Source organism: Zoogloea sp. LCSB751 (genome assembly GCF_002028455.1).
Classification (GTDB): domain Bacteria; phylum Pseudomonadota; class Gammaproteobacteria; order Burkholderiales; family Rhodocyclaceae; genus Zoogloea.
The window spans coordinates 167,485-189,737 of sequence record NZ_MWUM01000006.1; the positions used below are offsets into that span (position 1 = coordinate 167,485).

Below are 22,253 nucleotides of genomic sequence, written 5' to 3' on the forward strand. Positions count from 1 at the left end.
CAGCGGGAGCGCACAGATCAGCCAGTCATTCCGGAACGTACACCAGCGAACCATCCGGCATCCGGTAGGCAATGCCGGCCTTGACCCCCTGGCCGGTCGACGCCGCGGCACCATCGCCGCGGAAACGCTCGATCTTCTTCCCGTTCTTGACGACGATCTCCATGTCCGGCGTACCGGCATCGCGGATCACCGTCACCTGCCCGGCATCGAAGACGTTCACCGGACTGCGCGCCACCGCCAGCAGCAGCGCGGCGATCAGCACCAGAAAGACGTCCACCAGATTAACCACCGACAGCAGCGGATCGTCGTCCTCGCCGGCATCGTGCAGACGCCATTTCATCGCGCGCCCTCCATGGTCGCAGGGCTGGCCGCCGGCAAACCCTTCTCGACGGCCAGCAGATCCGTCGCATACCAGCGCCGCCGCACGCTGTGCGCCCAGAAGGTGAGCGCCGCCGCGATGAGGGCCAGGATCACCGCCGAGAAGGCCACCATCAGGCTGCGTGACACGTCGGCCAGCTGCCCGTCGCCAAGCGCCTTGAGGGCCGGCCCCATCGGGATCATCGTCGCTACCAGGCCGAGCATCGGCGCCACCCGCGTGGCGATGCGGGAGACTTCCAGGCGCTGGCTGGCCAGCGCCTCCAGCTCGGCGATATCGAGCGCAGGATTGGCGCGGTGCATTTCGACCAGCTCGAAGCCGGCATCCGCGCCCAGCCGCCGTTGCCAGGCCTGCCACAGGAAGGCCCCGCAGGCGTGGAAGGCGTACAGGAACAGCGCCGCAATGGCGAGCAGCACCGGCGCCAGGAAGAGCTGACTGGCGTCGTACATCAGGATTTCGAGATTGGCATTCATCGTTTCAGGCCCGGGAAAGGGAAAGTGAGCGGCGCGCCGTCGGCGCACGCAGGGACTGGTGCAGGGCGCCCGACAGGAGCAGTACGCCGAACAGTGCGGCCAGCCCACTCGACGCGGAACCCACGGGTTGCGCCACCGGTTCGGCCAGCTTCGCCAGATGCTGCCCGGCGACGGGAGCCGATACGGAAGCGTCGGCGGGCGAAGGCGGACTGACGGGCGGCGTGCTCGGCGGCGCATCCAGCAGACGCCGTGCGCTGGCCCCACGCACCTCCTGGGCAGGCCGAGCGGCAATCTTTGCTTGCGCGGCCTCGAACAGCTCCCCCGGCAAAGGCGGCGTTGGGCCCGCCAGCACTGGCGGCGGCGGTGTGCCCGTGCCCCGCGCCTGTCCGTCCCGGTCGCCCACGTGATAGCCGGCGCGCAGGAACTCGATGGCATCCGGATTACCGTCGCGCGCCGCCGCCTCGAACCACTTGCGCGCCTCCGCCTCATCCTTCGGCACACCGCGCCCCTCCTGCAGGGCACTGGCGTAATGGAGCTTGCCAAGGATCGCGTACGGGGAATCGCCGGCCAGCGCCGCCCGGCGCATCAGCTCGGCGGCGGCCGGCAGATCCGGCGGCACGCCGCCCGCCCCGTCCTGCAGCATCAGGGCCTTCCAGATCATCGCGCCGATGTAACCGGCGGCGATGCACTTGTCGAAGACCTTGCGGGCGTTGTCGTGGTCGCCGCACTTCTCCAGCAGATAACCCTTGCTGCACACCATCAGGCTGGCCGGCTGATCCACGATGTATTCGAGGGTCTGATCGCCGACCACGTGGGCGAGGTCGGTGGGCTTGCCGGTCTGCGGCACCGGCCCACCGCAGAAGCGGTTGTCCGCCGCCACTGCGGCGGTGGTGAAAAACAGGGCCAGCATGGCGGCCCCGGTCGATCTGCGCATCGGCATCCCCGTCGAGTCATTGCGGGAACCCATGCCCCGCCTCACACCGACTTTAGGCCTGCCGCCCGACCACGGCATCGGCATCCTGCCCGGACGCCGACGGGCAAATTGCCCGACCGCCAGACGTCATGTGCATCGGGAAGATTGCCCAGCCTTTTGCGGGCAGGCTGACCTCACGGCAGCGCGGCCCGCCAGGGTCTACTGGCAGCGGCCATCCGGCCTCGACAACCAGGAGACAGACCCATGCCCCACCATTTCGACGAACGCCTCATCCGCTGGCAGCCCTTCGGCGACTTTCCCCATTTCGTCTTTGCGATCCTGCAGGTGGACATGCAGCAGCGCATCGCCGACGTGCTGTTCAAGTTCGCCGCCGGCCAGCAGATCGTCCTGCACCGCCACAAGGCCCTCAACCACACCTTCGTCGTGCAGGGCGAGCATCGCCTCTACGAACTGGACGGCCGCCTGCGGGAAGTGCGCCCGACCGGCAGCTACACGGTGTCGCCGCCCAGCGAAACACCGCACCGGGAAGGCGGCGGCACTGAAGACTGCATCGTGCTGTTCAGCATGCGCCCGCAGCCCGGCGAGTTGCTCTACGAGATCCTCGACGACGCTGGCGGGACGATCGCCGAACTGAGCCTGGAAACCCTGCAGGCCCTGTTTGAAGCCAGCACCTCCGCCGAACCAGCCGCGGAAGCCGCCTGAAGCTCAGATCAGCCCAAGGCGCAGCGCCAGCCGGGTCAGCTCGATGTCGCTGCGCACGCCGAGCTTGCTCTTGATCTGGTAGTGGCAGTTCTGCACCGTTTTCGAGGAGATCGACAGGCGCTCGCCGATCTCCTCGGCGCTGCAGCCGTCGAGCAGAAGGCGCAGGATCTCGAACTCCCGCGGCGCCAGCTCGGCGAGCGGCTCCCGCGGGCGGTCGACGAGGGCCAGGGCCAGCTCCGGTGCGATGTCGGGGCTGATCACTTGGCGCCGCGCTGCCACCGTGTAAACCGCCTCCACCAGCACCGCCGGCGGGCTGCTCTTGGTCACGTAGCCGAGGGCGCCGGCACGCAGCGCCTGGGTCGCGAACAAGGGCTCCCGGTGCATCGTGAATACCAGGATGCGCACGCGGGCATCGCGCTGCACGAGGCGGCGGATCAACTCCACGCCGCCCATGTCGGGCAAGCCCAGATCGAGGACCAGCACGTCGGGCTCCAGCACCCGGAACTGCTCCAGCGCGTCGCGGGCCGTACCGGCCTCGCCGACGATGCGCAGGTCCGGCCGCATCTCGAGCAGACGGCGGTAGCCTTCGCGCACGATGGCGTGATCGTCCACCAGCAGCAGGCGAGTGATGTCAGACATGGACCGCGCCCTCCTCGTGGCAGGCATCGGGCGGGAAGATCGCGCTCACCCGCATGCCGCGCGGCGTGACCGGCTCCAGCGCGAAACACCCACCGAGCGCCTCGACCCGCTCATGCATGCCCAGCACGCCAAGGCCGCTGCCGGTCGTATCCCCGTGGCGCGGCGCACCGTCATCCGCCACCCACAGGCGGCAGCCGGCCGCGTCCCGCTGCAGGCGCACTGCCACCGTTTCCGGCTCGCCGTGGCGCAGCGCATTGGTAAGGCTCTCCTGCGCGATGCGGTACAGGCTGACGGTCAGGCCGTCCGGCAGGTCGTCCACCGTACCGTCGATGTCCAGCGTAAAGGCACAGTCCGGCCGTCGGCGCCGCCAGCCCGCCAGCAACTGCTCCAGCGCGGCGTGCAGACCGAACTCCTCCAGCCCCACCGGGCGCAGCTGGTGCAGGATGCCCTGCAGGCTCTCCATCATGTGGCCGGTGACCGATGCGATGGCCTGGGCGGCCGGCAGCAGGTCGGGGCGCGCGTGCTCCACCGCAGCGCTGACATAGGCGGCCTCGGCACCGATGGAGGCCAGGCACTGGCCGAACTCGTCGTGGAGTTCCCTCGCCAGGTGGCGGCGCTCCTCTTCCCGTACCGTCAGCAGGCGCAGGGCGAGCTGGCGCTGGCCGGCCAGGGTCTGCTGCAGCCGCGCCACCAGGTGGTCGAAACCGCTGGCGATGAGGCGCAGCTCCACCAGCCGCGGGCGCGGCATGCGCGCCGCCAGATCGCCGGCCTGCAGACGCCCGAGCACCGCCAGGATCTCCTGCGCCGGCCCCAGCGCACGGCGCACCGGCAGATAGACCAGCAGGTTCAGCACCAGGATGCCGACGGTCATGCCAAGCACGGTGCGGATCTGGTCCCACACCGCGTTGGCCTCGCTGTCCAGATTGGGCGTAACGACGAACTCGCCGACCTTGACGCCCGGATACTGGCCGATCACCCCACGGAAGGCGATGTCCGGCCCGGTGAGGGCCGCCAGCAGGCCGCGCAGCAGAGCCGGCGCCTCCGCCCCGTCGCCGAAGCAGCGGCGCACCGCCGGCCGCTTGTAGATGTCCTCCACCGCCACGCAGATGCCCAGCAGCGGCCCGATGCCGTCGAGGGATGACAGGTCCAGGCCGTCCAGGCTGCGCCGGAACACGTCGCGCGGCTGTGCCGCTTCGCTGGCCAGCAGGCGCTCCACCGCACCACCGGCCCGTTCGATGTGGGCCCGCATGCGCGCCTCGGCGCGTTGCAGCACCACCGCGCTGGCCACGAGCCCGATCGCCACCGCGAACAGGCTGACCCGCAGCAACAGCGTGCGCTTCAGATCCACGCTGCGTTCGCGCCCCTCGTCCACCGCTCCGGCTGGCCCGCTGTCATGCATCTCCATCCTTCCCCTCAGGCCTGCGCAGCCATACCATAGTGAAACAGTCGGATTTTATAAAACACGCGGCCCGAGCCGCGGTCCCGCAGATTACCCGAACCCCCGTGGGCAAATTGCCCGAACAGAGACCATGCACACCCTCGAAACCCTGCCCTTCGACAACGCCTTCGCGCGGCTGCCCGCCGCCTTCTATACGCGCCTGCCGCCGCAGCCGCTGCCCGATCCCTACCTGGTCGCCGCCAGCCCCGCCGCCGCCGCACTGATCGGCTTGCCTGCGGCCGAACTGGCGCGCCCCGAGTTCGCCGAGTTCTTCGCCGGCAACCGCCTGCTGCCCGGCAGTGAGCCCCTGGCCGCGGTGTATTCCGGCCACCAGTTCGGCGTGTGGGCCGGCCAGCTCGGCGACGGCCGCGCCCATCTGCTCGGCGAGGTGGCGATCGGCCTCGACGACCCGGCCAGCGGCTGGGAGATCCAGCTCAAGGGCGCCGGCCAGACGCCCTACTCGCGCTTCGCCGACGGGCGCGCGGTGCTGCGTTCGAGCATCCGCGAATTCCTCTGTTCGGAAGCCATGGCCGGCCTCGGCATCCCCACCACCCGCGCGCTGGCGGTGGTCGGCTCGAACGCGCCGGTGCGCCGGGAAAGCATCGAAACCGCCGCCGTGGTGACGCGGCTGGCGCCGAGCTTCATCCGCTTCGGCTCCTTCGAGCACTGGGCCGCCAACCGCAAGCTGGACGAGCTGCGCCAGCTCGCCGACTACGTGATCGAGCGCTTCCGCCCGGAATGCCGGGACGCCGCCAATCCCTACGAAGCCCTGCTGCGCGACGTCGGCCGGCGCACCGCCGAGCTGATCGCCCGCTGGCAGGCGGTGGGCTTCATGCACGGGGTGATGAACACCGACAACATGTCCATCCTTGGCCTGACCCTCGACTACGGCCCCTTCGGCTTCATGGACGCCTTCGACGCCGGCCACATCTGCAATCATTCCGACGACCACGGCCGCTACAGCTACAAGGCCCAGCCGCAGATCGGCCACTGGAACCTGTATGCCCTCGGCCGCGCGCTGGCCCCGCTGATCGGCGAGGCTGCCGCGGTGCAGGCCGCCATCGAGGAGAGCTACGCGCCGGTCTTCGAGCAGCAGTTCTTCGCGCTGTTCGGCGCCAAGCTGGGCTTCACCGAAGTCCGCCCGGGCGACGAAGATTTCATCGGCGACACCTTCCAGCTGCTCCAGCAGCAGCACCCGGACTTCACGCTGTTCTTCCGCAACCTGGGCCGCCTGCCGGCGCAGGTGGACGAAGCCGGGCGGGCCACCGCCGACGCACCCCTGCGCGACCTGCTGATCGACCGGGACGCCGGCGACGCATGGATTGCCCAATGGCGGGCGCGCATCGCCGCCGAGGGACGCTCCGACGCCGAACGCCAGGCCGCCATGGACGCCGTCAATCCGAAATACGTGCTGCGCAACTGGATCGCCGAAGCGGCGATCCGCGCCGCCCAGGGTGGAGACTTCAGCGAGGTGCAGGCCGTGCAGACCTGCCTGTCGCGGCCCTTCGACGCCCAGCCGGAATACGAGCGCTTCGCCGCGCCACCGCCGGACTGGGCGGAAGGGCTGGCGGTGAGCTGCTCAAGCTGAACCCGGGCCCGGAGACGTCGCGGCGTTGACGCCCCCGGGCCGATCTGAAACCATCGGCGGCCTCACCGATGCATCCGGAATCCATGCGCCGCCAATCCGCCGTCCTGCCCCTCGACAACGCCCAGCCCTCCTCCCGCTCGTGGACGCACGCCCGATGAGATGCGCCGGCAAGCGGATCGGATTCGTGCTGCTGTCGAATTCGGCCCATCCGCAACCGAGCACGCGCATTGCGGTGCTCAACATGTTCCCTTATCTGCGCACCGCCGGTTACGAACCCGTCATCCTCTTCGAGCCCCCCGCCGGCGCGGAAACGCCCAACGTGGACGGCGTCGCCGAGCGGGCACGGGCGGAGGGTGTCGATGCGGTGTTCTTCCAGAAAGTCCACGGACCGAGCGTGCGCGCCGCAATGGCCGCCCTGCGCAGCATGGGTATCCCGACGATCTATGGCGTCTGCGACCGGGTCGATGAGGAGATCGTGCGCGCCACCGATGCCACGGTGATCGTCACCGAGTTCCTGAAACAGCTGCACGCACCGGAATTGCAGCCGCGCATCCACGTGGTCCATGACGGCATCGAAGCGCCCGAGCTGCAGCGTTCCGAACTGCCCCCCAGCCGTGACGGCCGCCTCCGCGCCGCGCTGGTGACGTCCTCCGAGCTCGAATCGATCCCCCCCCTCTCCCCGCTGCCGCGCTTCCTCGACCTGACGGTCATCGGCCGCTACCGGGACGACCTCAGCCCGCTGCGGATCGCTTACGAACGTCTCAAGAAGGCCCTGCGAGCCCCCGGCGGACCACGCCTGGCGCCGCTCTTCGGCCCCGGTTTCAGGACCCGCGCCTGGCATCCCGAACGGGTCTACCAAGATCTCATGCAGGCCGACGTCGGCATCATTCCGGTGGACATGCGCTTCGATCCGCTCCCCGGCCGGGATGTCTCGTACTGGGAGGTCAAGTCCGAGAACCGCCTGACGCTGAACATGGCCCTCGGCCTGCCGGTCGTGGCCAGCCCGGTGCCGTCCTATCTGCCGATTATCGAACAGGGCGTGAATGGTTATATCGCCCGCAGCCGCGCCGAGTGGCTCGACGCCCTCGACGCCCTGCGCGATCCGGAGCACCGCCGGCAAGTCGGCCAGGCGGCACGGAGCAGCGTGATCGAACGCTTCTCGATGGAAGCCCAGGCCCGCGGCCTGATCGCCGTGCTGCAGAACCTCACCGAAAGAAGCCTCACCGCCTGAGCCCGGCGGCGCCCTCAGCCGAAAGCCCAGCCGCCGTGGCTACCCGCCACGGCGCCAGCCACCACAATCAGGCTCAGGCTCAGCAGCACCACGTGCACGCGCTGGATGCGCGCCATCGTGCCGAGCGGATCGCGCCGCGCGCTGGCCTGGAAGGCCTTGTGCAGCACGAAGGGTTCGAGGATGAAGAGCATCGTCGCGAACAGGGTCCACACGATCACCATGCCGTGCATCCACCACCAGCTGGCCGGATCGGCGAAGCGCGAACCGACGCCCAGCCGCCACACCAGCCAGGCCCCCGAGGCACCGGCCAGCAGCACGCTCCAGCGGGCGATCCCGGCGAAACGGTGTTCCAGCCGCTCGAACAGATCAAGCTGGGCCTGCGGTTCGGCCAGTGCCCGGCAGGCCGGCAGCAACACCAGCGTCACAAAGGCCACGCCGCCGATCCACAGCAGTACCGCCAGCACGTGCAGCGCACGGGCGATGGCGAAATCATTGAAACCACTCACTGACTCTTCCTTTCCGGTTTCGGCGCGCTGAAGGCCGCCTCGTTATGCCGTGCCGCCTCGCCGCTGACCCATTGCAGCAAGGGGCCGCGGGGATTGTCGCGCTGGGTCGTCTCGCAGGCGCTGACACACTGGGCGCACTGGGTGCAGGTGAACATCGCGCGCTTGATGTTGCGCGGCTTGAGGCGCATCGGGCAGACATGATCGCAGGCGCTGTAGCAGCTCGCGCAGTCGGCGGCCCGCTCACGCGCGAAGCCGACCACCATCGCCGACTTGTTGCCCATCCAGGCCAGGCTCTGGAACAGGCCCACTGCGCAGGCATAGCGGCAGAACAGATGGCGCGCGAAGAGGAACTCCGCCGACAGCACCAGCGTACCCGCGGTGATGAAGATGAATTCGTTGCGGGTCGGCGCCAGCGCCTGCAGGTGCCCGTATACCTGGAAAGGCGGCAGCAGATAGGTGAGCAGCACCACCGCCCACACGAAGGCGAAGCCCACCGCCAGCGGCACGGTGACGAGCCACCACAGGCGGTCGTAGCGGACCGGCGTGCCGTCCGGCTCCCACGGCGGCAGCTCACGAGCCTCCCACACGCTGGGGCGGCCGATGGCCCGGCGCATGAAGCCGTTGATGGTTTCCACCACCGAGAAATGCGGGCACAGCCAGCCGCAATACAGCCGCCCCCAGCGCCAGGCGACGCCGATCAGCACGGCGCCGACCGCGAGGATCGGCAGCAGCACCCGCCCGATGACCCGCAGCACCGCCCCCAGCGCGTCGATGTGGCCGGCCGAGAAGTCCTCCAGGCCGGCGTGCCACTCGAAGCCGAGCAGCCAGGCGTGGCCCGCCACCAGGTCGTAGCGCAACAGATCGAACACCGGCGCCAGCACGAACAGCACGAAGAAACCGCCCTGGGCCCAGCGCCGCAGGCGCTGGCGGCCGCCGTCGGGCCGCGCCGTGGTGACCGGGCGGATCGGGATCACACGGGGTGTTGCCATCAACGGGGTCCGATCAAGGGATAACGGAAGGGCTTGCCGGCCAGCGCCTTGGCGAGGCCGATGGCACCGCAGAAGATCAGCGTGGAATGGCAGGTCGTGAAGTAGAGGATCACGATCACCCACGTATATGGCGAAGCGTAGCCGCCGGTGAAGATGATCGCCGCGTTGGCGACCACCAGCAGCACGCCGGCCCACAGGCTGACGGCGACGGTCTGGCGCAGGTGCCCCCGGGCCAGATCCGGCGCCCGCCGGTGCTCGCGCAACCACAGCACCAGCAGCGCAATGAAGGCGATGCCCGGCACGATCATCAGATTGGCCAGGTACAGGGCTTCCGCCGCGACGGCGATCTCGCGGCCGGGAACGTCGAAATCGAGCTCTGAAGTGGCCATGACGCCCCCAGCTTAGCCATCCGTTGGCGCCGCGTACTTGATGCGGCGCAAGTACGCGGTGCTACCGCCTCAGATCACCTCGAGCAGCAGCCGACGCAACTGTTCGGCCTCCCGCCGGCCGTCGCGGGAACTGACGATGGCGTGATACCACTCGTCGAACAGCTCGCGCAGTGCGGCCGGACTGGTGGCCGCCTCGATACGGTTCTGGAGGGAACTGGTCCCCACCGCGCCGATGAAGGTATTGAGGGTGTTGACCATGAAATTGCGGGCCTTGCGCAGGCGCTGCGGGTCATCCCCCGGCGGGTGCAGGCGGAAGGCCGTCAGCGCGGGTTGCTGAGGCGGCGACGCGCGACGCACCCCGTCAGAGCCGATGGCCTCCACCATGCCGATGTAGCCCTCTTCCTCGAGCATGCCGAGGGTGTGTTCGAGATCATCCGACTGCAGCAGGCCACGCAGGTCCTCGACCGTGCGCTTGCCGTCCACGAAGATCAGCACGCGGCGCACCCGCGGGCTGAAGCCGGCAGCCCGGCGGTCGATCTCCTCATACCCTTTCAGGGTCTTGGCAAAAATGACGCTCATCCCTAACTCCTCCACATGGCCCGCGTAACCCGGGCCTTCTTGTTCCGTCCGCGCCGCATTGTAACGACATTGGAATGCGGCGGGCAGCCGAAACCCCAGGTGGAGGCGCCACCGTCAGCCAGGGTGGGCCGGAAGCGCGCGCGGCTAGACGCCCACCACCACCTGGACTGCCAGCCGGCGTGCCTGCTCCAGCAGCTCCGTGCCGTTTTCCAGTCCGTCGATGAAACGCCGGGGAATGCCCGCCAACCCGCTCTGGGCACCGGCCAGCGCACCGGTGAGGATGGCCCGGGCCTGGTTCTGGCCACCGCCATTGACCGCGTGCAGCACGGCCGACTCGAAATCGTCGGGAAAGCGGGCCGCCAGGTAATAGGCGGCCGGGAACTGGTGATACACCGCGCAGGGCAGGCCGTAGACCAGCGACACCTTCCAGGCCGGCTCGATGCGGATGGACGGGTCACGGGCCGCCCGGGCCGTGTCGGACGGCCCGAGCAGCGCATCCGGCGACGGGAAGCGTCCGGCCAGCGGGGCTTCCTCCGCATCCGGGTGGGGCGCCTGCAAGGCGCCGCGGGTCACCGAATGGAAAGGCAGTTCCCCGTTTTTTACACGTGCCATCAAACGGCCCGATAGCTGCTCGTCCAGCGCATGTCCTTCGATGAGCATGCCAAGCACCGCCCCGAAAGCCACCGTCATCGCCACCACGGTACCGTCGGTCTGGGTCAACACGGTGTTGCGCGTGACGGCCGCCGCCAACTCGGCAGGCCGCAGCGCATAGCGCACGGCAATCGCCAGGGTCCGCTCGGCGGCCTCGGTGGTGTCCGCGTTGCCGCCGCAGTGGCCCCACGCCAGTCCCTGCTCGACACGCCGGCGCCACGCCTCGCGGATCGACTGGCTGGTGTAGCCCCCCGGGCCGTGCATCGGCGTACCGTCGATCAGCGGGAAGAAATCCTCGTCCAGGCGCCGGCAGAAATCGGCCTCGTCATAACCGCCCCGCGCCACCAGCGAGTCCACGGTCAGGGCCAGCAGGATGCCGGCCTGGGACGACTGGCCGGCCTTCAGGCCGGCATGGTAGCGACCGGGGCGCGGCGTGGTGTAGGTATCGATCCAGTCGCCGTAATCGGCGTGCAGCGCATCCAGGTCGTAGTACCAGTGGGGGCCAAGGGCCAGCGCATCGCCGATGAAAGCGCCCATCAGGGCACCGACGGCACGATCCTGCAGGGATAGGGCGGACATGCGAACCTCCGGAAGGATTGACGCAGATCATTCGGATGCCGGGAAAAACGAACCGCGGGCGGTTCGGCCATGGTCGGCATGCAATGGAGTGATTATGCTAGCGGCAGCGCATGACACAAGGCCCGCCCATGACTTCGCTACCCTCCCTGCCGCCGGAAGCCCTCTACACCGCCTGCGCTCCGGCCGATCTCCCCTTCGAAACCAGCGCCGAACTCCCCGACCTGGACGCCACGCAGATCCACGGACGGGCCATCGAAGCCATCCATCTCGGGCTGGACATCCACCACGCCGGCTACAACCTGTTCCTGCTCGGCGAGACCGGCAGCGGCCGCCACGCGATCATCCGCCAGCTGCTGGAAACCGAGAGCCACGGCGGCGACGCACCCGCCGACTGGTGCTACGTCTTCAACTTCCACGACGCCGACCGGCCCCGCCTGCTGCGCCTGCCCTGCGGCCGCGGCGCCCGCTTGCGGGACGACATGCAGCACTTTGTCGAGGAGCTGATCCCGGCCATCAACGCAGCCTTCCAGAGCGACGACTACCGGAGCCGCCTGGAGGCCATGCAGGAAGAAGAAAAACTCCGCGAGGAGACTGCGCTGCAGACCCTCGGCCGCGACGCCGGCGAACTGGGCGTAGCCCTGCTGCGCACCCCCCATGGTTTTGCCTTCGTACCGATGAAGAACGCCGAGGCCACGCTGACGCCGGAAGAATTCGCCGAACTGCCGGAGGCCCGCCAGCACGAGCTGGAGGAACACATCAAGGGCCTGCGCGAACGCCTGCACAGGCTGATGAGCGACTTCCCGCGCTGGCACCGGGAACTGCAGACCCGTATCAAGCAGGCCGGCAGCGAGGCCCTGCAGCTCACCGTGACCCACCTGGTGGACGACCTCAAACCGGACTACGCCGACCTGCCGGACGTCATCGCCTACTTCGACGACCTGCTGCGCGACATCACCGAAGGCGGCGAATCCCTGCGCGAATCCACCCGCAGCGACGAAGAGAGCGAGACCACCACCTACTCCGGCATGATCACCGTGCAGCGCTATCTGGTGAACCTGCTGGTGGAAAACCCCTCCGGCGGCCGGCGCCCAGTGGTGTACGAGGACCATCCGACCCTGCAGAACCTGGTCGGGCGCATCGAGCACATGGTCCACATGGGCACGCTGATGAGCAATTTCACGCTGATCCGCGCCGGGGCGCTGCAGCGAGCCAACGGCGGCTTCCTGGTGCTCGACGCACTGCGTGTGCTGAACCAGCCCTATGCCTGGGAAGGCCTCAAGCGCTGCCTGAAGGCCGGCGCGGTACGCATCGAGTCCCTGTCCGACCTGATCGGCCTGGGCAGCACGGTCCAGCTCGAGCCCGAACCGATGCCGCTCGATCTGAAGATCGTGCTGGTCGGCGAACGCCTGGTGTATTACCTGCTGTCCCAGTACGACGCGGAGTTTCCGGCGCTGTTCAAGATCAACGCCGACATGGAAAGCGAGATCGTCCGCACACCGGAAAACACCGCGACCTATGCCCGCCTGATCGCCACGCTGGCTCGCCAGGCCAAACTGCGCCCGCTGTCGGCCCCGGCGGTAGCGCGGGTCATCGAGCATGCGGCACGGCTGGCCGGGGATGCCAAACGCCTGAGTACCCACACCCAGCCCATCGACGACCTGTTGCGCCAGGCCGACCATTTCGCGGCCCGCGCCGAAGCCGGCAGCATCGGCCGCGAGCACGTGGAAGCGGCACTCGCGGCCCAGCGGCGGCGCAACGAGCGCCTGCGCCTGCGCTACCGCGACGAGATGCTGCGCAACCAGTTGCTGATCGCCACGGCCGGCCAGCACGTCGGCCAGGTCAATGGTCTGGCGGTGATCCAGCTGGGGGAAGGCACGTTTGCGCATCCGGCCCGCATCACCGCCACGGTGAGGGTCGGCGACGGGGAAGTGATCGACATCGAGCGTGAAGTGAAGCTCGGCGGACCGATCCACTCCAAAGGCGTGCTGATCCTGTCATCCTTCGTCGGCGCCCGCTTCGGCCTGGGCAGCCCGCTGTCCCTGAAGGCCAGCCTGGTCTTCGAGCAATCCTACGGCGGCGTGGAGGGCGACAGCGCGTCGCTGGCCGAGCTGTGCGCGCTGCTGTCGGCGGTGGCCAGGCTGCCGCTGAACCAGTCGCTGGCCCTCAGCGGCTCGGTGAACCAGTTCGGCATCGTGCAGCCGGTCGGCGGTATCAACGAAAAGATCGAGGGCTTCTTCGAGCTCTGTGCAGCCCGCGGCCTGACCGGCGAACAGGGCGTCCTGATTCCCCGCGCCAATGTGTACCACCTGATGCTCGCCAGCGAGGTGGTGGACGCGGTGCGTGCCGGACGCTTCCACATCTGGGCGGTGAACAGCGTGGACGAGGCGCTGGCCCTGCTCAGCGGCTTGCCTGCCGGCCAGGCCGGCCCCGACGACACCTGGCCGGCAGGCACCGTCAATGCGCGCATCGCCAGCGGACTGCAGGAACTGGCCCACCTGCGCCAGGCCTTCACCCACCCCAAGAAGAACGGCCCGGTCGACGAAGGGTAAACGACGAAAAGGCCCCGAAGGGCCTTTTCGCAGGACTGCTTGAACGCGCGGCGCAAGCCGCGGGCGATCAGGCGACCTTCAGAGCGGAGGCAGCAGCCTTGGTGCCCTTGTCGACGCTCTCGACGGCAACCAGGGTGGCCTTCTCGACGCTGGCCTGAGCGGCAGCGGCAACTTGCTTGGCAGCCTTGGTGGCGCCTTCGTAAGCGCTGCTGGCGTTGGCCAGGGCGGTCTTCACGGCCTTGATGGCGGGCTCGGAGCCGGCCGGGGCGTTCTTGAAAATGCCGTCCAGCGCAACGTCGATGTTCTTGGACAGAACAGCGGCTTCGGCTTCGATCAGCTTGGTCAGCTCTTCCTGGGTGTCGCCGCCGATGTCGGACAGGCTGCGGCCGTAGGCCACGGACTTCTCGACGGCCGGGGTGACGGCGCCCAGGTACAGGGCGGCCAGAGCCTGCGGGTCCTTGGCGGAGATGACGGCCTTCGAGAAGGCCAGGCTGTCATCGAAAGCACCGCGGGCAGACGCCAGGTTCAGGCTGGCAACGCGCTCGACGGCGGTGAACAGGGTGGTGGCAAAGCTGGTTGCAGTCTTCAGACCGGCTTCGATGTTGGCCTTGGAAGTGGCAACGAACTGTTCGGGGCTAACGGACATGGTGATCTCCTCGAATGGGGGTTACGGTCACCGAAAGAATTTCGGTATGGCGCTATGTTGCATTGCACAACGAGAGAATGCAAGCGGTTTTGTGCGACGCAACAAAAATTTCTTTTTTGCGCCTGGACCGGTCCAGGGACACCCCCCTGTCACCCCGTGACGGAAACCTCGAAAGCCTCGCCGGTGCTGAAGAACTGCCCACCGGCCACGTAATGGATGGAGCGGCGCCCTTCCGCCGAAAAGTGCCAGCGCCCATCGGAAAACTCGGCAGGATCGGCCCAGGCGGCCAGCACCTCGCCAAGGAACAGATCGTAGGTGTGCTGAACCTGGGGCTCGTCGATGACCCGGCATTCCAGCCAGGCGATGCAGCCCGCCGGCAGCGGGGCCGCCACCCGGCTGGCCGGGAAGGTTTCGAATTCAAGGGCGGCGAACTTGTCGCCGTCACGGCCGCTCAAGCTGCCGGCGGCCAGGGTTTGCTCGGCAATGGCGCGACACGGCACGGCCAGCACGAACTCGCCGGAGGCATCGACCAACTCACGGGTCAGCGTCGCCTTGTCGAGCACCACCGCCACCTTGGGGGGATCGAAATCGAGCGGCATGCTCCAGGACGCCGCCATGATGTTGCGGCGCTTTCCGTGGGCCGAGGACACCAGCACCGTGGGGCCGTGATTGAGCAGTCGATGGGCCTGGGCAAGGGGAACAGGCTGCGGAGCGGAGAGGGAATTCATGATGCGGAACGATGAAACACTGGGCACATTCCAATTTTAGCGCCCACAGCGCCGCACTCCCGTGATCGAATCCAGCCTTGGCACCAGATTGAGCGCCAGGTGGGGCGCGCCGCTCAGCGCACGAGCACGTTCACGCCGGGCTTCACGTCGGCCTCGTCCACGTACCCGACCGCGCCGGGCGTTCCGCTGACCAGCCGGATCATCTCGGCAGTGGTCGGCACCTGGGATGGCGGCACGCCCTTGCCCACGTAGCGGCGCACGGTCCAGTAGGCGAGATAGCGCTCCTCGTCCCGGTCCAGCCAGCGGACCAGGAAACGCCCCCGCAGGGGATGCCCCGTCGCGAGGTCGAAGGGCATCACGCGCACGCCGCCCACTTCCACCACCTTGCCGGTGTAGATGCGCTCGACCGTCACGCCATCCAGACGTGGCACCGAGGGATGTGCGATCACCACCACATCGCCGGCATGCGCATGGCCTGCCGTCAGGCACCCCCACAGGAACAGGATCAGGCCGGCACCACGGATTCCCATGACGCGCCTCAGAAGGTGAAGCTGTAGGACAAGGACAGGACATCCACTGCACGATGTCCATTGTTCTCGCCGGCCGGCGCATCGAGAAAATCCGACGCGCTGCCAGTACGGCTGTGCAGCCACTCGACCTTCAGCTTCTGCTGCGGCGTCAGTGTGTAGGATGTCCCCACCGCGACCGAGCACTGGTCGAAGACGTTGAGGGAATCGACCCCGGCCCGCTGAGTGAGGTTGAGGAGCTCCGCACCGGCAGACGTGACCGGCAGCATGTTGCCGTTCACGTCGGAGTAGAGCCGTCTGGAGGCTGACGACGACAGTATCCGCGCCGCGTAGACATAGGGCGTCCACGCCCCGATGCGCCGTTGCAAGGCCACGTAGGCCGCCCACGAATCGGTGCCGAGGGTAGCCCGCGTGACCCGCCGGCGTACCGCCTCGCCGGTCAACGTGAAGTCGTGGGGCAGGGCAAATTCGGCGCTGGCCGTGAAGGTGTAGTTCAGCACCCGCTCGACGGTCGGCACACCGGGGCCAGGCAGCACGTCGGTGACCTGGTAGTAGCCCACTCCGCCCGCCACCGGCACGAAGGGATAGGTCACCGGGATCGGGGCATCGGCGCGCTTCACGTCACCGCGATGAACGCTGAGGCGCAGCCGGTTGTCCCCCTCCCGCACCGTCAGCAGCACGCCGGTCAGCCACATTTCGATGTGCTCGAACCAGGCCCCGCGAGGGCGCGACCCGGGAATCGCATCGCGCCGGAAGAAGCGCCAGTAGGATTCGGCGGACCCCAGATAGCCCTCCAGGCTCACGTCCCTCTCCTCCCCCAGCCAGCTGCGCGCCACGGCCATGCCGGTCACGTCGGCGGTAGGGGCCAGCGAATAGACCTCGACCGGCAGGCGGGCAAAATTGAAAGTGGTGCCCACATCCAGGGTTTCCGAGAACCGGAGCAGCGGCAGGCGCAGCTTGCCGGCCCGCACCAACCAGTCGTTGTCCGGTCGCCAGGACAGGAAAGCCCAGGGCAGAGCCAGCTCCCAGTTCCGGTCATTGTCCGGCGCCGGTGCGAGGGTGGCTTGCACGGTAGCGCTCCAGGCCGGCGTCAGGCTTGCATCGAGCTGCACCCCAAGGCGCGAATCCCGCTGGAAGGTGCCGCCGCTGTCGATGAAGCGCTGGTAGCGGTACGAGCGATTGGACTGGGCATACCCCACCGTGCCGAAGCCGGACAGGCTGAACTCCTGGGCGGCAGCGGGTAGCGACGCCGCGAATACGGCACATCCGGCAATAATCGGCAACAGACGCTTCATTGAATCAGCTCCGGCACATCCGCGCCGGCAGTAGGCGACGCGGGAAGGGAATCGGTAGCAGCATCGGCTGGCAGGACCCGGCCCAGCCCCTCGACGATCGGCCGCAGTTGTTCCTCCAGGGATCGGAGTGCCGCCCGCGCCCGCCCGCTGTCACGGGCCCGCGCGGCCGTCTCCAGGCGTCCGGCGATGGCGGAAATCTCGCTCATGCCCAGCAGACCGGCCCGCCCCTTGAGGGTATGCGCAAAGGGTACGACCCGCTCCCAGGCCCGGCTTTCGACGTCGGCGCGCAGACGCTGGGGACCGTCGGCGAACTGATCGCGAAATTTGGCCAGCAGGCGGGGGTACAAGCTCGGGCTGACCCCGGTGTCGTTGATCGCACACAGCGGATCGATGCCGGGAATGCCGGCCAACCCTGTCACGGCCTCCCGTCCGGACTGGAACAGCGGTGCCGGAGCAGGCCGCGCCGGGCCATGGTGATGTTTGCGCAGCACGGCATAGAGCGAGCTGGGCTCATAAGGCTTGGCCAGGCAACCGTTCATGCCGACCGCCAGACAGCGGGTCAATACGCTGCGTCCGCTGTGGGCCGACAGGGCATAGATCGGCAGGCCGTCGAAGGCGGGCTGCACCCGGATGCGGCGTACCGCCTCGTAACCATCCATCATCGGCATCTGCAGGTCCATGAACACCAGGTCATAACAATCGGCAGGCTGGGCGGCCAGCTGGGCCAGCGCATCGCGGCCGTCGGCGGCACTGTCCGCCTCCACGCCCCAGCGGCCCATCAGCGCGACGGCCACGTCGCGACTGGTGGAGTTGTCCTCGACCAGCAACACGCGCATGCCATCCAGCGAGCCGGCCTCCGGGCTCTTCTCGCCGTGCATCGCCTCGCTGCGGCCGAAAATCACGTCGCCGAGACGTTTCAGCGCGGCAGGCAGCAAGGGCTTCTCGCAGAAGTGCAGGCCGTCCGGAAAGATCGCGTGAATGTGCGCATCCAGCGCGCGGGGCATCGACATCAGTGCGATATGCCGGGGCGCCAGTTCCGGCCGGGCGCGCAACCACTCCAGCAGGGCGCCGCCATCCCGGTCGGGCAGCGTCCAGTCGAGGAACAGCAGATCGTAGGGCGCAGCCTCCCGGCGGGCCGCCTGCAGGCATTCGAGCACCTCGGCACCGCTGGTCGCCGCATCCACCTCCTCGATGCCCTGCAGATTCAGCAGATCGATCAGGGACAACCGCACGTCCGGGTAGTCGTCGGCCACCAGCACACGCAACCCGTCCCACGGCAGCAGTGCCGCCGGTGCGCTCTGGTGGACATCGCCAAGCACCAGCGGCAGGCGTACATGGAAGACGCTGCCGCGCCGGGGTTCGCTGCTGACCCGCACTTCGCCGCCCATCGCCTCCACCAGGCGACGCACGATGGCCAGGCCCAGGCCGGTGCCGCCGTACTGGCGGGTGGTGGCGCCGTCGGCCTGGACGAAATCCTCGAACAGGTGCTCGATCTGCCCGGCGCGCATGCCGATACCGGTGTCCTCGACGCTGAAGCTGAGCAGCAGGACCCCGTCGCCGGGGGGTTCAGCCCCGACACGCAGGGAGACATGCCCGGCCGGAGTGAACTTGACGGCATTGGAGAGCAGATTGCCCAGGATCTGGCCGATGCGCAGCGGATCGCCGATCAGCGGCGCGTCGAGCGCCTGCATGCAGCCGGAGCGCGCCTCGAAGATCAGCTCCACGCCCTTCTCACGCGCGGCCCCCTCGACCAGCTGCAGGGCATCGGCGACCACCTGCTCGAGGCGGAACGGAATGTCCTCCAGCTCCAGGCGACCGGCCTCGATCTTGGAGAAGTCGAGAATGTCGTTGAGAGTATCGAGCAAGGAGCGGCCGGCACTGCGGATCTTTTCGGCGTACTCGCGCTGGCGCGGCAGCAGGCGGCTGTGCAGGATCAGCTCGGCCATGCCGATCACCGCGTTGAGGGGCGTGCGGATCTCGTGGCTCATATTGGCAAGGAACATCGACTTGGCCTGCGTGGCCTGCTCGGCGCGGGCGCGGGCCTCCTGCAGTTCGCGGCCGATCGCCTCGCGCTCGCGGATATCGGTTTCGATGGCGCGGGCCATCGAATTGAGGGTCGTGCTCAACGCCTGCACCTCCTCGACCCCGTCTTCGCCGCCGAGCCGCACGTCGTATTGACCGCGGGCCAGCTGGCCGGTCAGGGCGCACATGTCGGCCAGGGGCCGCAGGACTCTCCGGTGGGTGGTCCGGAAGGCCAGCAGGACCAGCAGCGCCGTCATGCCCATGCTGACCACCGACGCGATGATCCAGGCACCCAGCCGGTTGCGGGCCTCGGTGACTTCGCTTCCGGTACGCTGGTCAACGCGCTGCATCAGATCGGTAACCGCCGTCGCCACGCGGAGCCGCTGGCGGTCGTAGTCCCGCCCGAATACCAGCTTCATGGCCACTTCGGGCTGTGGCACTCCCTCCGAGACGATCATCCGGGTGCCGGGGTCATACAGCCCCTGCGTCGCCGCAAAGGCCACCTGCTCGATGGCTTTCAAGGCTTCCGTTTCAGCCAGTACCTTTTCCAGCGCCGCAAGTTCCGGCCCCTGGAAACCGAGTGCCACCATGCGGGAACGCATCGACAGGCGCGGCCCGAATCCTCCGGGTACGAAACGGGCCTGGCCGGCGATCACCCGGTCCCAGAAGGTGGCACCGTCATCGTCCTGAATGGCCGGCGCCTCACCCTCACGGATGGCCAGGATCGCGTAATAGTAGGTGAGGTAACGGGTTTCGCCGGTCGCCGCATAGGCGCGCACGAGGCGCGACAGGGTATCCGTCTCGCGGCGCAGCTCCTCGACCACCCGCAGGGCTTCGACGCGATGATCCTGGACGGCTTGAGCCTGGTCGAAGGCACGCAGCACGAGCATGGAGATCGAGCCATTGATGCCGACGATCAACAGCAGTGCAGCCGAGAACAGGAGGGAAAGCTTGCTGAGCTTCATGCATGGGCGCAAACGGATAACGATCCGGATTATGCCGTACGCAAACGCCGGCGGGGTTGCACGGCATCGCTGAGCAGATCGAGAACGCAATAAAAGGCGCCGGCGGCCAGCGGCGGATTGGCCACCGGCCAGCCCAGGCCGGGTGCGAAAGCACGCCAGCTCCAGCAGCCCAGCCAGGTTCCCCACAGCTCCATCAGCAGCGACAGCAGGAACATCGTCACGTACAGCGGCGGCGCCGGACCGCGGCGCACGCACAGCAGGAACAGCAGCAGCAGCGGCGGCCCCAACCAGTCCAGCTCAGCCAGGGCCAGCGCCGATACGGCCACCACCGCCAGCCGCGGCCCCCAGTTCAGCAGCCAGGCAGGCAGGCGAACCGCGAGATGGAGGCCCAACCAGTACAGCAGGACATGGCCCGGCGGCACGAACAGCGGCAGATTGCCGAGGCGGTAGTCGTACAGCCCCCACCACAGGGACAGCACCGCCTCCCCGCCGGTGGCGATCAGCAGACAGGCGACGAGGCGTGGCCGCAGGTCCCGTTCACGCCACAGCAGCCAGCCGAACAGCCCCCACACCCACACGCTGACCAGCGGCTGGCCCCAGCTGCCGGCACGACTGTCCGCCAGCAGGCCACCGACAATGGTGACGACGATCAGCAAGGCCAGACGCGAGGCGGAGTGCATGCCGGAAACCCGCGCGTGGCCCGCGTTGCTTATTCGATGCCCTGGCTGGCCAGGTATTCCTCGTAGGTTCCGCGGTAGTCGATGATCTCGCCCGGCCCGCGGATCTCGAGGATGCGGGTGGCGATGGAGGACACGAAGGCGCGGTCGTGGGACACGAAGAACAGCGTGCCCGAGAAGTCCGCAATGCCCGAGTTGAGGGACTCGATGGACTCCATGTCCATGTGGTTCGTCGGTTCGTCGAGGAGCAACACATTCTTGCGCTGCAGCATCAGCTTGCCGAACAGCATGCGGCCCTGTTCGCCGCCCGAGATCACCTTGACCGACTTCTTCACGTCGTCGCCCTTGAACAGCAGGCGTCCCAGCGTACCGCGGATCAGGGTTTCGGCGTCGTCGCCCTCGTAGCCGCCCTCGCGCACGTAGCCGCTGATCCAGTCGGTAAGGTTTTCGCCGCTGGCGAAGTCGTCGGCGTGGTCCTGGGCGTAGTAACCGAGCTTGGCCTTCTCGGCCCACTTGATGGTGCCGAACTGGGGCGTCAGGCCATGCAGCTCGGAACCGACCAGCAGCTTCAGCAGCGTCGTCTTGCCGATGCCGTTCTCGCCGATGATGGCGATGCGGTCGTTGGCGTCGGCGGTGAAGGTGAAGTTCTTGATGATCGGCTTGGCCGGATCGTAGCCAAAGGTGAGGTTCTCGATCTCGACGGCCTGGCGGTGCAGCTTCTCCTTCTCGTCGTAGTCGAAGCGGATCCACGGGTACTGGCGGCTGGACGGCTTGAATTCGTCGATCTTGATCTTCTCGATCTGCTTGGCGCGACTGGTCGCCTGGCGGGCCTTGGACTTGTTGGCCGAGAAGCGGCGCACGAACTCCTGCAGCTCCTGGACCTTTTCCTTGGCCTTCTGGTTGGCCGCCGACTGGCGCTCACGGGCCTGGGTGGAGGCCTCGATGTAGTCGTCCCAGGTGCCCGGCCAGACCTGGATGCGGCCGTAGTCGAGGTCGGCCATGTGGGTGCACACCTGGTTCAGGAAGTGCCGGTCGTGGGAGATGATGATCATCGTGGAGTTGCGCTCGTTGAGCACGTTCTCCAGCCAGCGGATGGTGTTGATGTCGAGGTTGTTGGTCGGTTCGTCGAGCAGCAGGATGTCCGGGTTGGCGAACAGGGCCTGGGCCAGCAGCACCCGCAGCTTCCAGCCAGGAGCGACTTCGCGCATCGGGCCGTTGTGCTGCTCGGTGGGGATGCCGACGCCGTGCAGCAGCTCGCCGGCACGAGCCTCGGCGGTGTAGCCGTCGTACTCGGCGAAGTGGCCTTCCAGCTCGGCCGCCTTCATGTAGTCATCTTCGGTGGCTTCCGGGTTGGCGTAGATGGCGTCCTTCTCCTGCATGCACGCCCACATCTCGGCATGCCCCATCATCACCACGTCGATCACCCGCACGTCTTCATAGGCGAACTGGTCCTGCTTCAGGAAAGCCATGCGCTCGCCGCTGTCGATGGCGACGTTGCCGGCGGTCGGTTCGAGCACCCCGGCCAGGATCTTCATGAAGGTGGACTTGCCGGCGCCGTTGGCGCCGATCAGGCCGTAGCGGTTGCCGTCGCCGAACTTGACGGAGACGTTCTCGAACAGGGGCTTGGCCCCGAACTGCATGGTGATGTTATTGGCGATGAGCACGGCAGGTATTCCCTGAGTCCGCCGCAGGCGCGGCAGACAGCAAAACGGAAAAGGAAAACGCCGGCCAGCGGCCGGCGAAGCTGCTGCAAATTTTACCGATGTTTCA

The 22,253-nt window shown here is 67.9% G+C and carries 21 protein-coding genes; 4 read left to right on the plus strand and 17 right to left on the minus strand.

Annotation, left to right across the window (positions count from 1 at the left end):
* Positions 1–25: 25 nt before the first annotated feature.
* Genes B4920_RS09225 through B4920_RS09235 form a run of 3 tightly spaced genes read right to left on the minus strand, consistent with a single transcriptional unit; the run spans position 26 to position 1,783 of the window.
* Complete coding sequence (locus B4920_RS09225) at positions 26–340, minus strand: DUF2149 domain-containing protein (protein ID WP_079434345.1); 315 nt, start codon at positions 338–340, stop codon at positions 26–28.
* Entirely contained in the window at positions 337–849 is a 513-nt protein-coding gene (locus B4920_RS09230; RefSeq protein ID WP_079434346.1) for a MotA/TolQ/ExbB proton channel family protein, read from the minus strand. Before B4920_RS09230 ends, B4920_RS09225 begins: the two co-directional genes overlap by 4 nt.
* Before the next feature lie 4 nt (positions 850–853).
* Complete coding sequence (locus B4920_RS09235) at positions 854–1,783, minus strand: tetratricopeptide repeat protein (protein WP_161493263.1); 930 nt, start codon at positions 1,781–1,783, stop codon at positions 854–856.
* Between the two features lie 243 nt (positions 1,784–2,026).
* On the opposite strand from B4920_RS09235, the gene B4920_RS09240 reads away from it, so the two are divergent.
* Positions 2,027–2,485: a regulator gene (locus tag B4920_RS09240; RefSeq protein WP_079434348.1), complete on the plus strand. Its 459-nt coding sequence runs from the start codon at positions 2,027–2,029 to the stop codon at positions 2,483–2,485.
* Positions 2,486–2,488: 3 nt separating this feature from the next.
* Here B4920_RS09240 and B4920_RS09245 read toward each other — a convergent pair whose 3' ends face one another.
* Positions 2,489–3,124, minus strand: coding sequence for a response regulator transcription factor (locus tag B4920_RS09245; RefSeq protein ID WP_216819814.1), 636 nt, complete (start codon positions 3,122–3,124; stop codon positions 2,489–2,491).
* On the minus strand, positions 3,117–4,529 hold the full coding sequence (locus tag B4920_RS09250) for a sensor histidine kinase (protein WP_254050887.1): 1,413 nt from the start codon (positions 4,527–4,529) through the stop codon (positions 3,117–3,119). The genes B4920_RS09245 and B4920_RS09250 overlap by 8 nt, the downstream gene beginning before the upstream one ends.
* 124 nt (positions 4,530–4,653) lie before the next feature.
* On the opposite strand from B4920_RS09250, the gene B4920_RS09255 reads away from it, so the two are divergent.
* Complete coding sequence (locus tag B4920_RS09255) at positions 4,654–6,150, plus strand: YdiU family protein (protein ID WP_079434349.1); 1,497 nt, start codon at positions 4,654–4,656, stop codon at positions 6,148–6,150.
* A 184-nt stretch (positions 6,151–6,334) separates the two neighbouring features.
* Complete coding sequence (locus tag B4920_RS09260; RefSeq protein ID WP_161493264.1) at positions 6,335–7,381, plus strand: glycosyltransferase; 1,047 nt, start codon at positions 6,335–6,337, stop codon at positions 7,379–7,381.
* A 14-nt stretch (positions 7,382–7,395) separates the two neighbouring features.
* On the opposite strand, the gene B4920_RS09265 is transcribed toward B4920_RS09260, so the two are convergent.
* The 5 genes from B4920_RS09265 to B4920_RS09285 all read right to left on the minus strand — a co-directional run bounded on the left by B4920_RS09265 (position 7,396) and on the right by B4920_RS09285 (position 11,074).
* Positions 7,396–7,887: a hypothetical protein gene (locus B4920_RS09265; protein WP_079434351.1), complete on the minus strand. Its 492-nt coding sequence runs from the start codon at positions 7,885–7,887 to the stop codon at positions 7,396–7,398.
* On the minus strand, positions 7,884–8,876 hold the full coding sequence (locus B4920_RS09270; RefSeq protein WP_079434352.1) for a 4Fe-4S binding protein: 993 nt from the start codon (positions 8,874–8,876) through the stop codon (positions 7,884–7,886). Before B4920_RS09270 ends, B4920_RS09265 begins: the two co-directional genes overlap by 4 nt.
* Positions 8,876–9,265, minus strand: coding sequence for a hypothetical protein (locus B4920_RS09275; RefSeq protein ID WP_079434353.1), 390 nt, complete (start codon positions 9,263–9,265; stop codon positions 8,876–8,878). Before B4920_RS09275 ends, B4920_RS09270 begins: the two co-directional genes overlap by 1 nt.
* 69 nt (positions 9,266–9,334) lie before the next feature.
* Positions 9,335–9,844, minus strand: a complete 510-nt coding sequence (locus B4920_RS09280) for a hypothetical protein (protein WP_079434354.1) — start codon at positions 9,842–9,844, stop codon at positions 9,335–9,337.
* A 144-nt stretch (positions 9,845–9,988) separates the two neighbouring features.
* Complete coding sequence (locus tag B4920_RS09285; RefSeq protein WP_079434355.1) at positions 9,989–11,074, minus strand: ADP-ribosylglycohydrolase family protein; 1,086 nt, start codon at positions 11,072–11,074, stop codon at positions 9,989–9,991.
* 128 nt (positions 11,075–11,202) lie between these two features.
* Between B4920_RS09285 and B4920_RS09290 the strand changes: the two genes are divergently transcribed.
* On the plus strand, positions 11,203–13,623 hold the full coding sequence (locus B4920_RS09290; protein ID WP_079434436.1) for a Lon protease family protein: 2,421 nt from the start codon (positions 11,203–11,205) through the stop codon (positions 13,621–13,623).
* 67 nt (positions 13,624–13,690) lie between these two features.
* On the opposite strand, the gene B4920_RS09295 is transcribed toward B4920_RS09290, so the two are convergent.
* The 7 genes from B4920_RS09295 to B4920_RS09325 form a co-directional block, all read right to left on the minus strand.
* Entirely contained in the window at positions 13,691–14,269 is a 579-nt protein-coding gene (locus B4920_RS09295; RefSeq protein ID WP_079434356.1) for a phasin family protein, read from the minus strand.
* A gap of 149 nt (positions 14,270–14,418) precedes the next feature.
* Complete coding sequence (locus B4920_RS09300; protein ID WP_079434357.1) at positions 14,419–14,997, minus strand: flavin reductase family protein; 579 nt, start codon at positions 14,995–14,997, stop codon at positions 14,419–14,421.
* 113 nt (positions 14,998–15,110) lie between these two features.
* A complete protein-coding gene (locus B4920_RS09305; protein ID WP_216819815.1) occupies positions 15,111–15,527 on the minus strand; it encodes a hypothetical protein in 417 nt (138 codons plus the stop codon).
* Positions 15,528–15,535: 8 nt separating this feature from the next.
* Positions 15,536–16,819 carry a hypothetical protein gene (locus B4920_RS09310; RefSeq protein WP_088179432.1) on the minus strand — a complete coding sequence of 428 codons (1,284 nt, stop codon included), beginning with the start codon at positions 16,817–16,819 and terminating at the stop codon, positions 15,536–15,538.
* Positions 16,816–19,806: a hybrid sensor histidine kinase/response regulator gene (locus tag B4920_RS09315; protein WP_079434358.1), complete on the minus strand. Its 2,991-nt coding sequence runs from the start codon at positions 19,804–19,806 to the stop codon at positions 16,816–16,818. Before B4920_RS09315 ends, B4920_RS09310 begins: the two co-directional genes overlap by 4 nt.
* A gap of 29 nt (positions 19,807–19,835) precedes the next feature.
* The gene (locus B4920_RS09320) at positions 19,836–20,486 is read right to left on the minus strand and encodes a hypothetical protein (protein ID WP_079434359.1); all 651 of its coding nucleotides are present in this window, start codon (positions 20,484–20,486) and stop codon (positions 19,836–19,838) included.
* Between the two features lie 29 nt (positions 20,487–20,515).
* Positions 20,516–22,147 (minus strand): ABC-F family ATPase, encoded by a 1,632-nt coding sequence (locus tag B4920_RS09325; RefSeq protein WP_079434360.1) that lies wholly within the window; start codon positions 22,145–22,147, stop codon positions 20,516–20,518.
* Positions 22,148–22,253 lie beyond the last annotated feature (106 nt).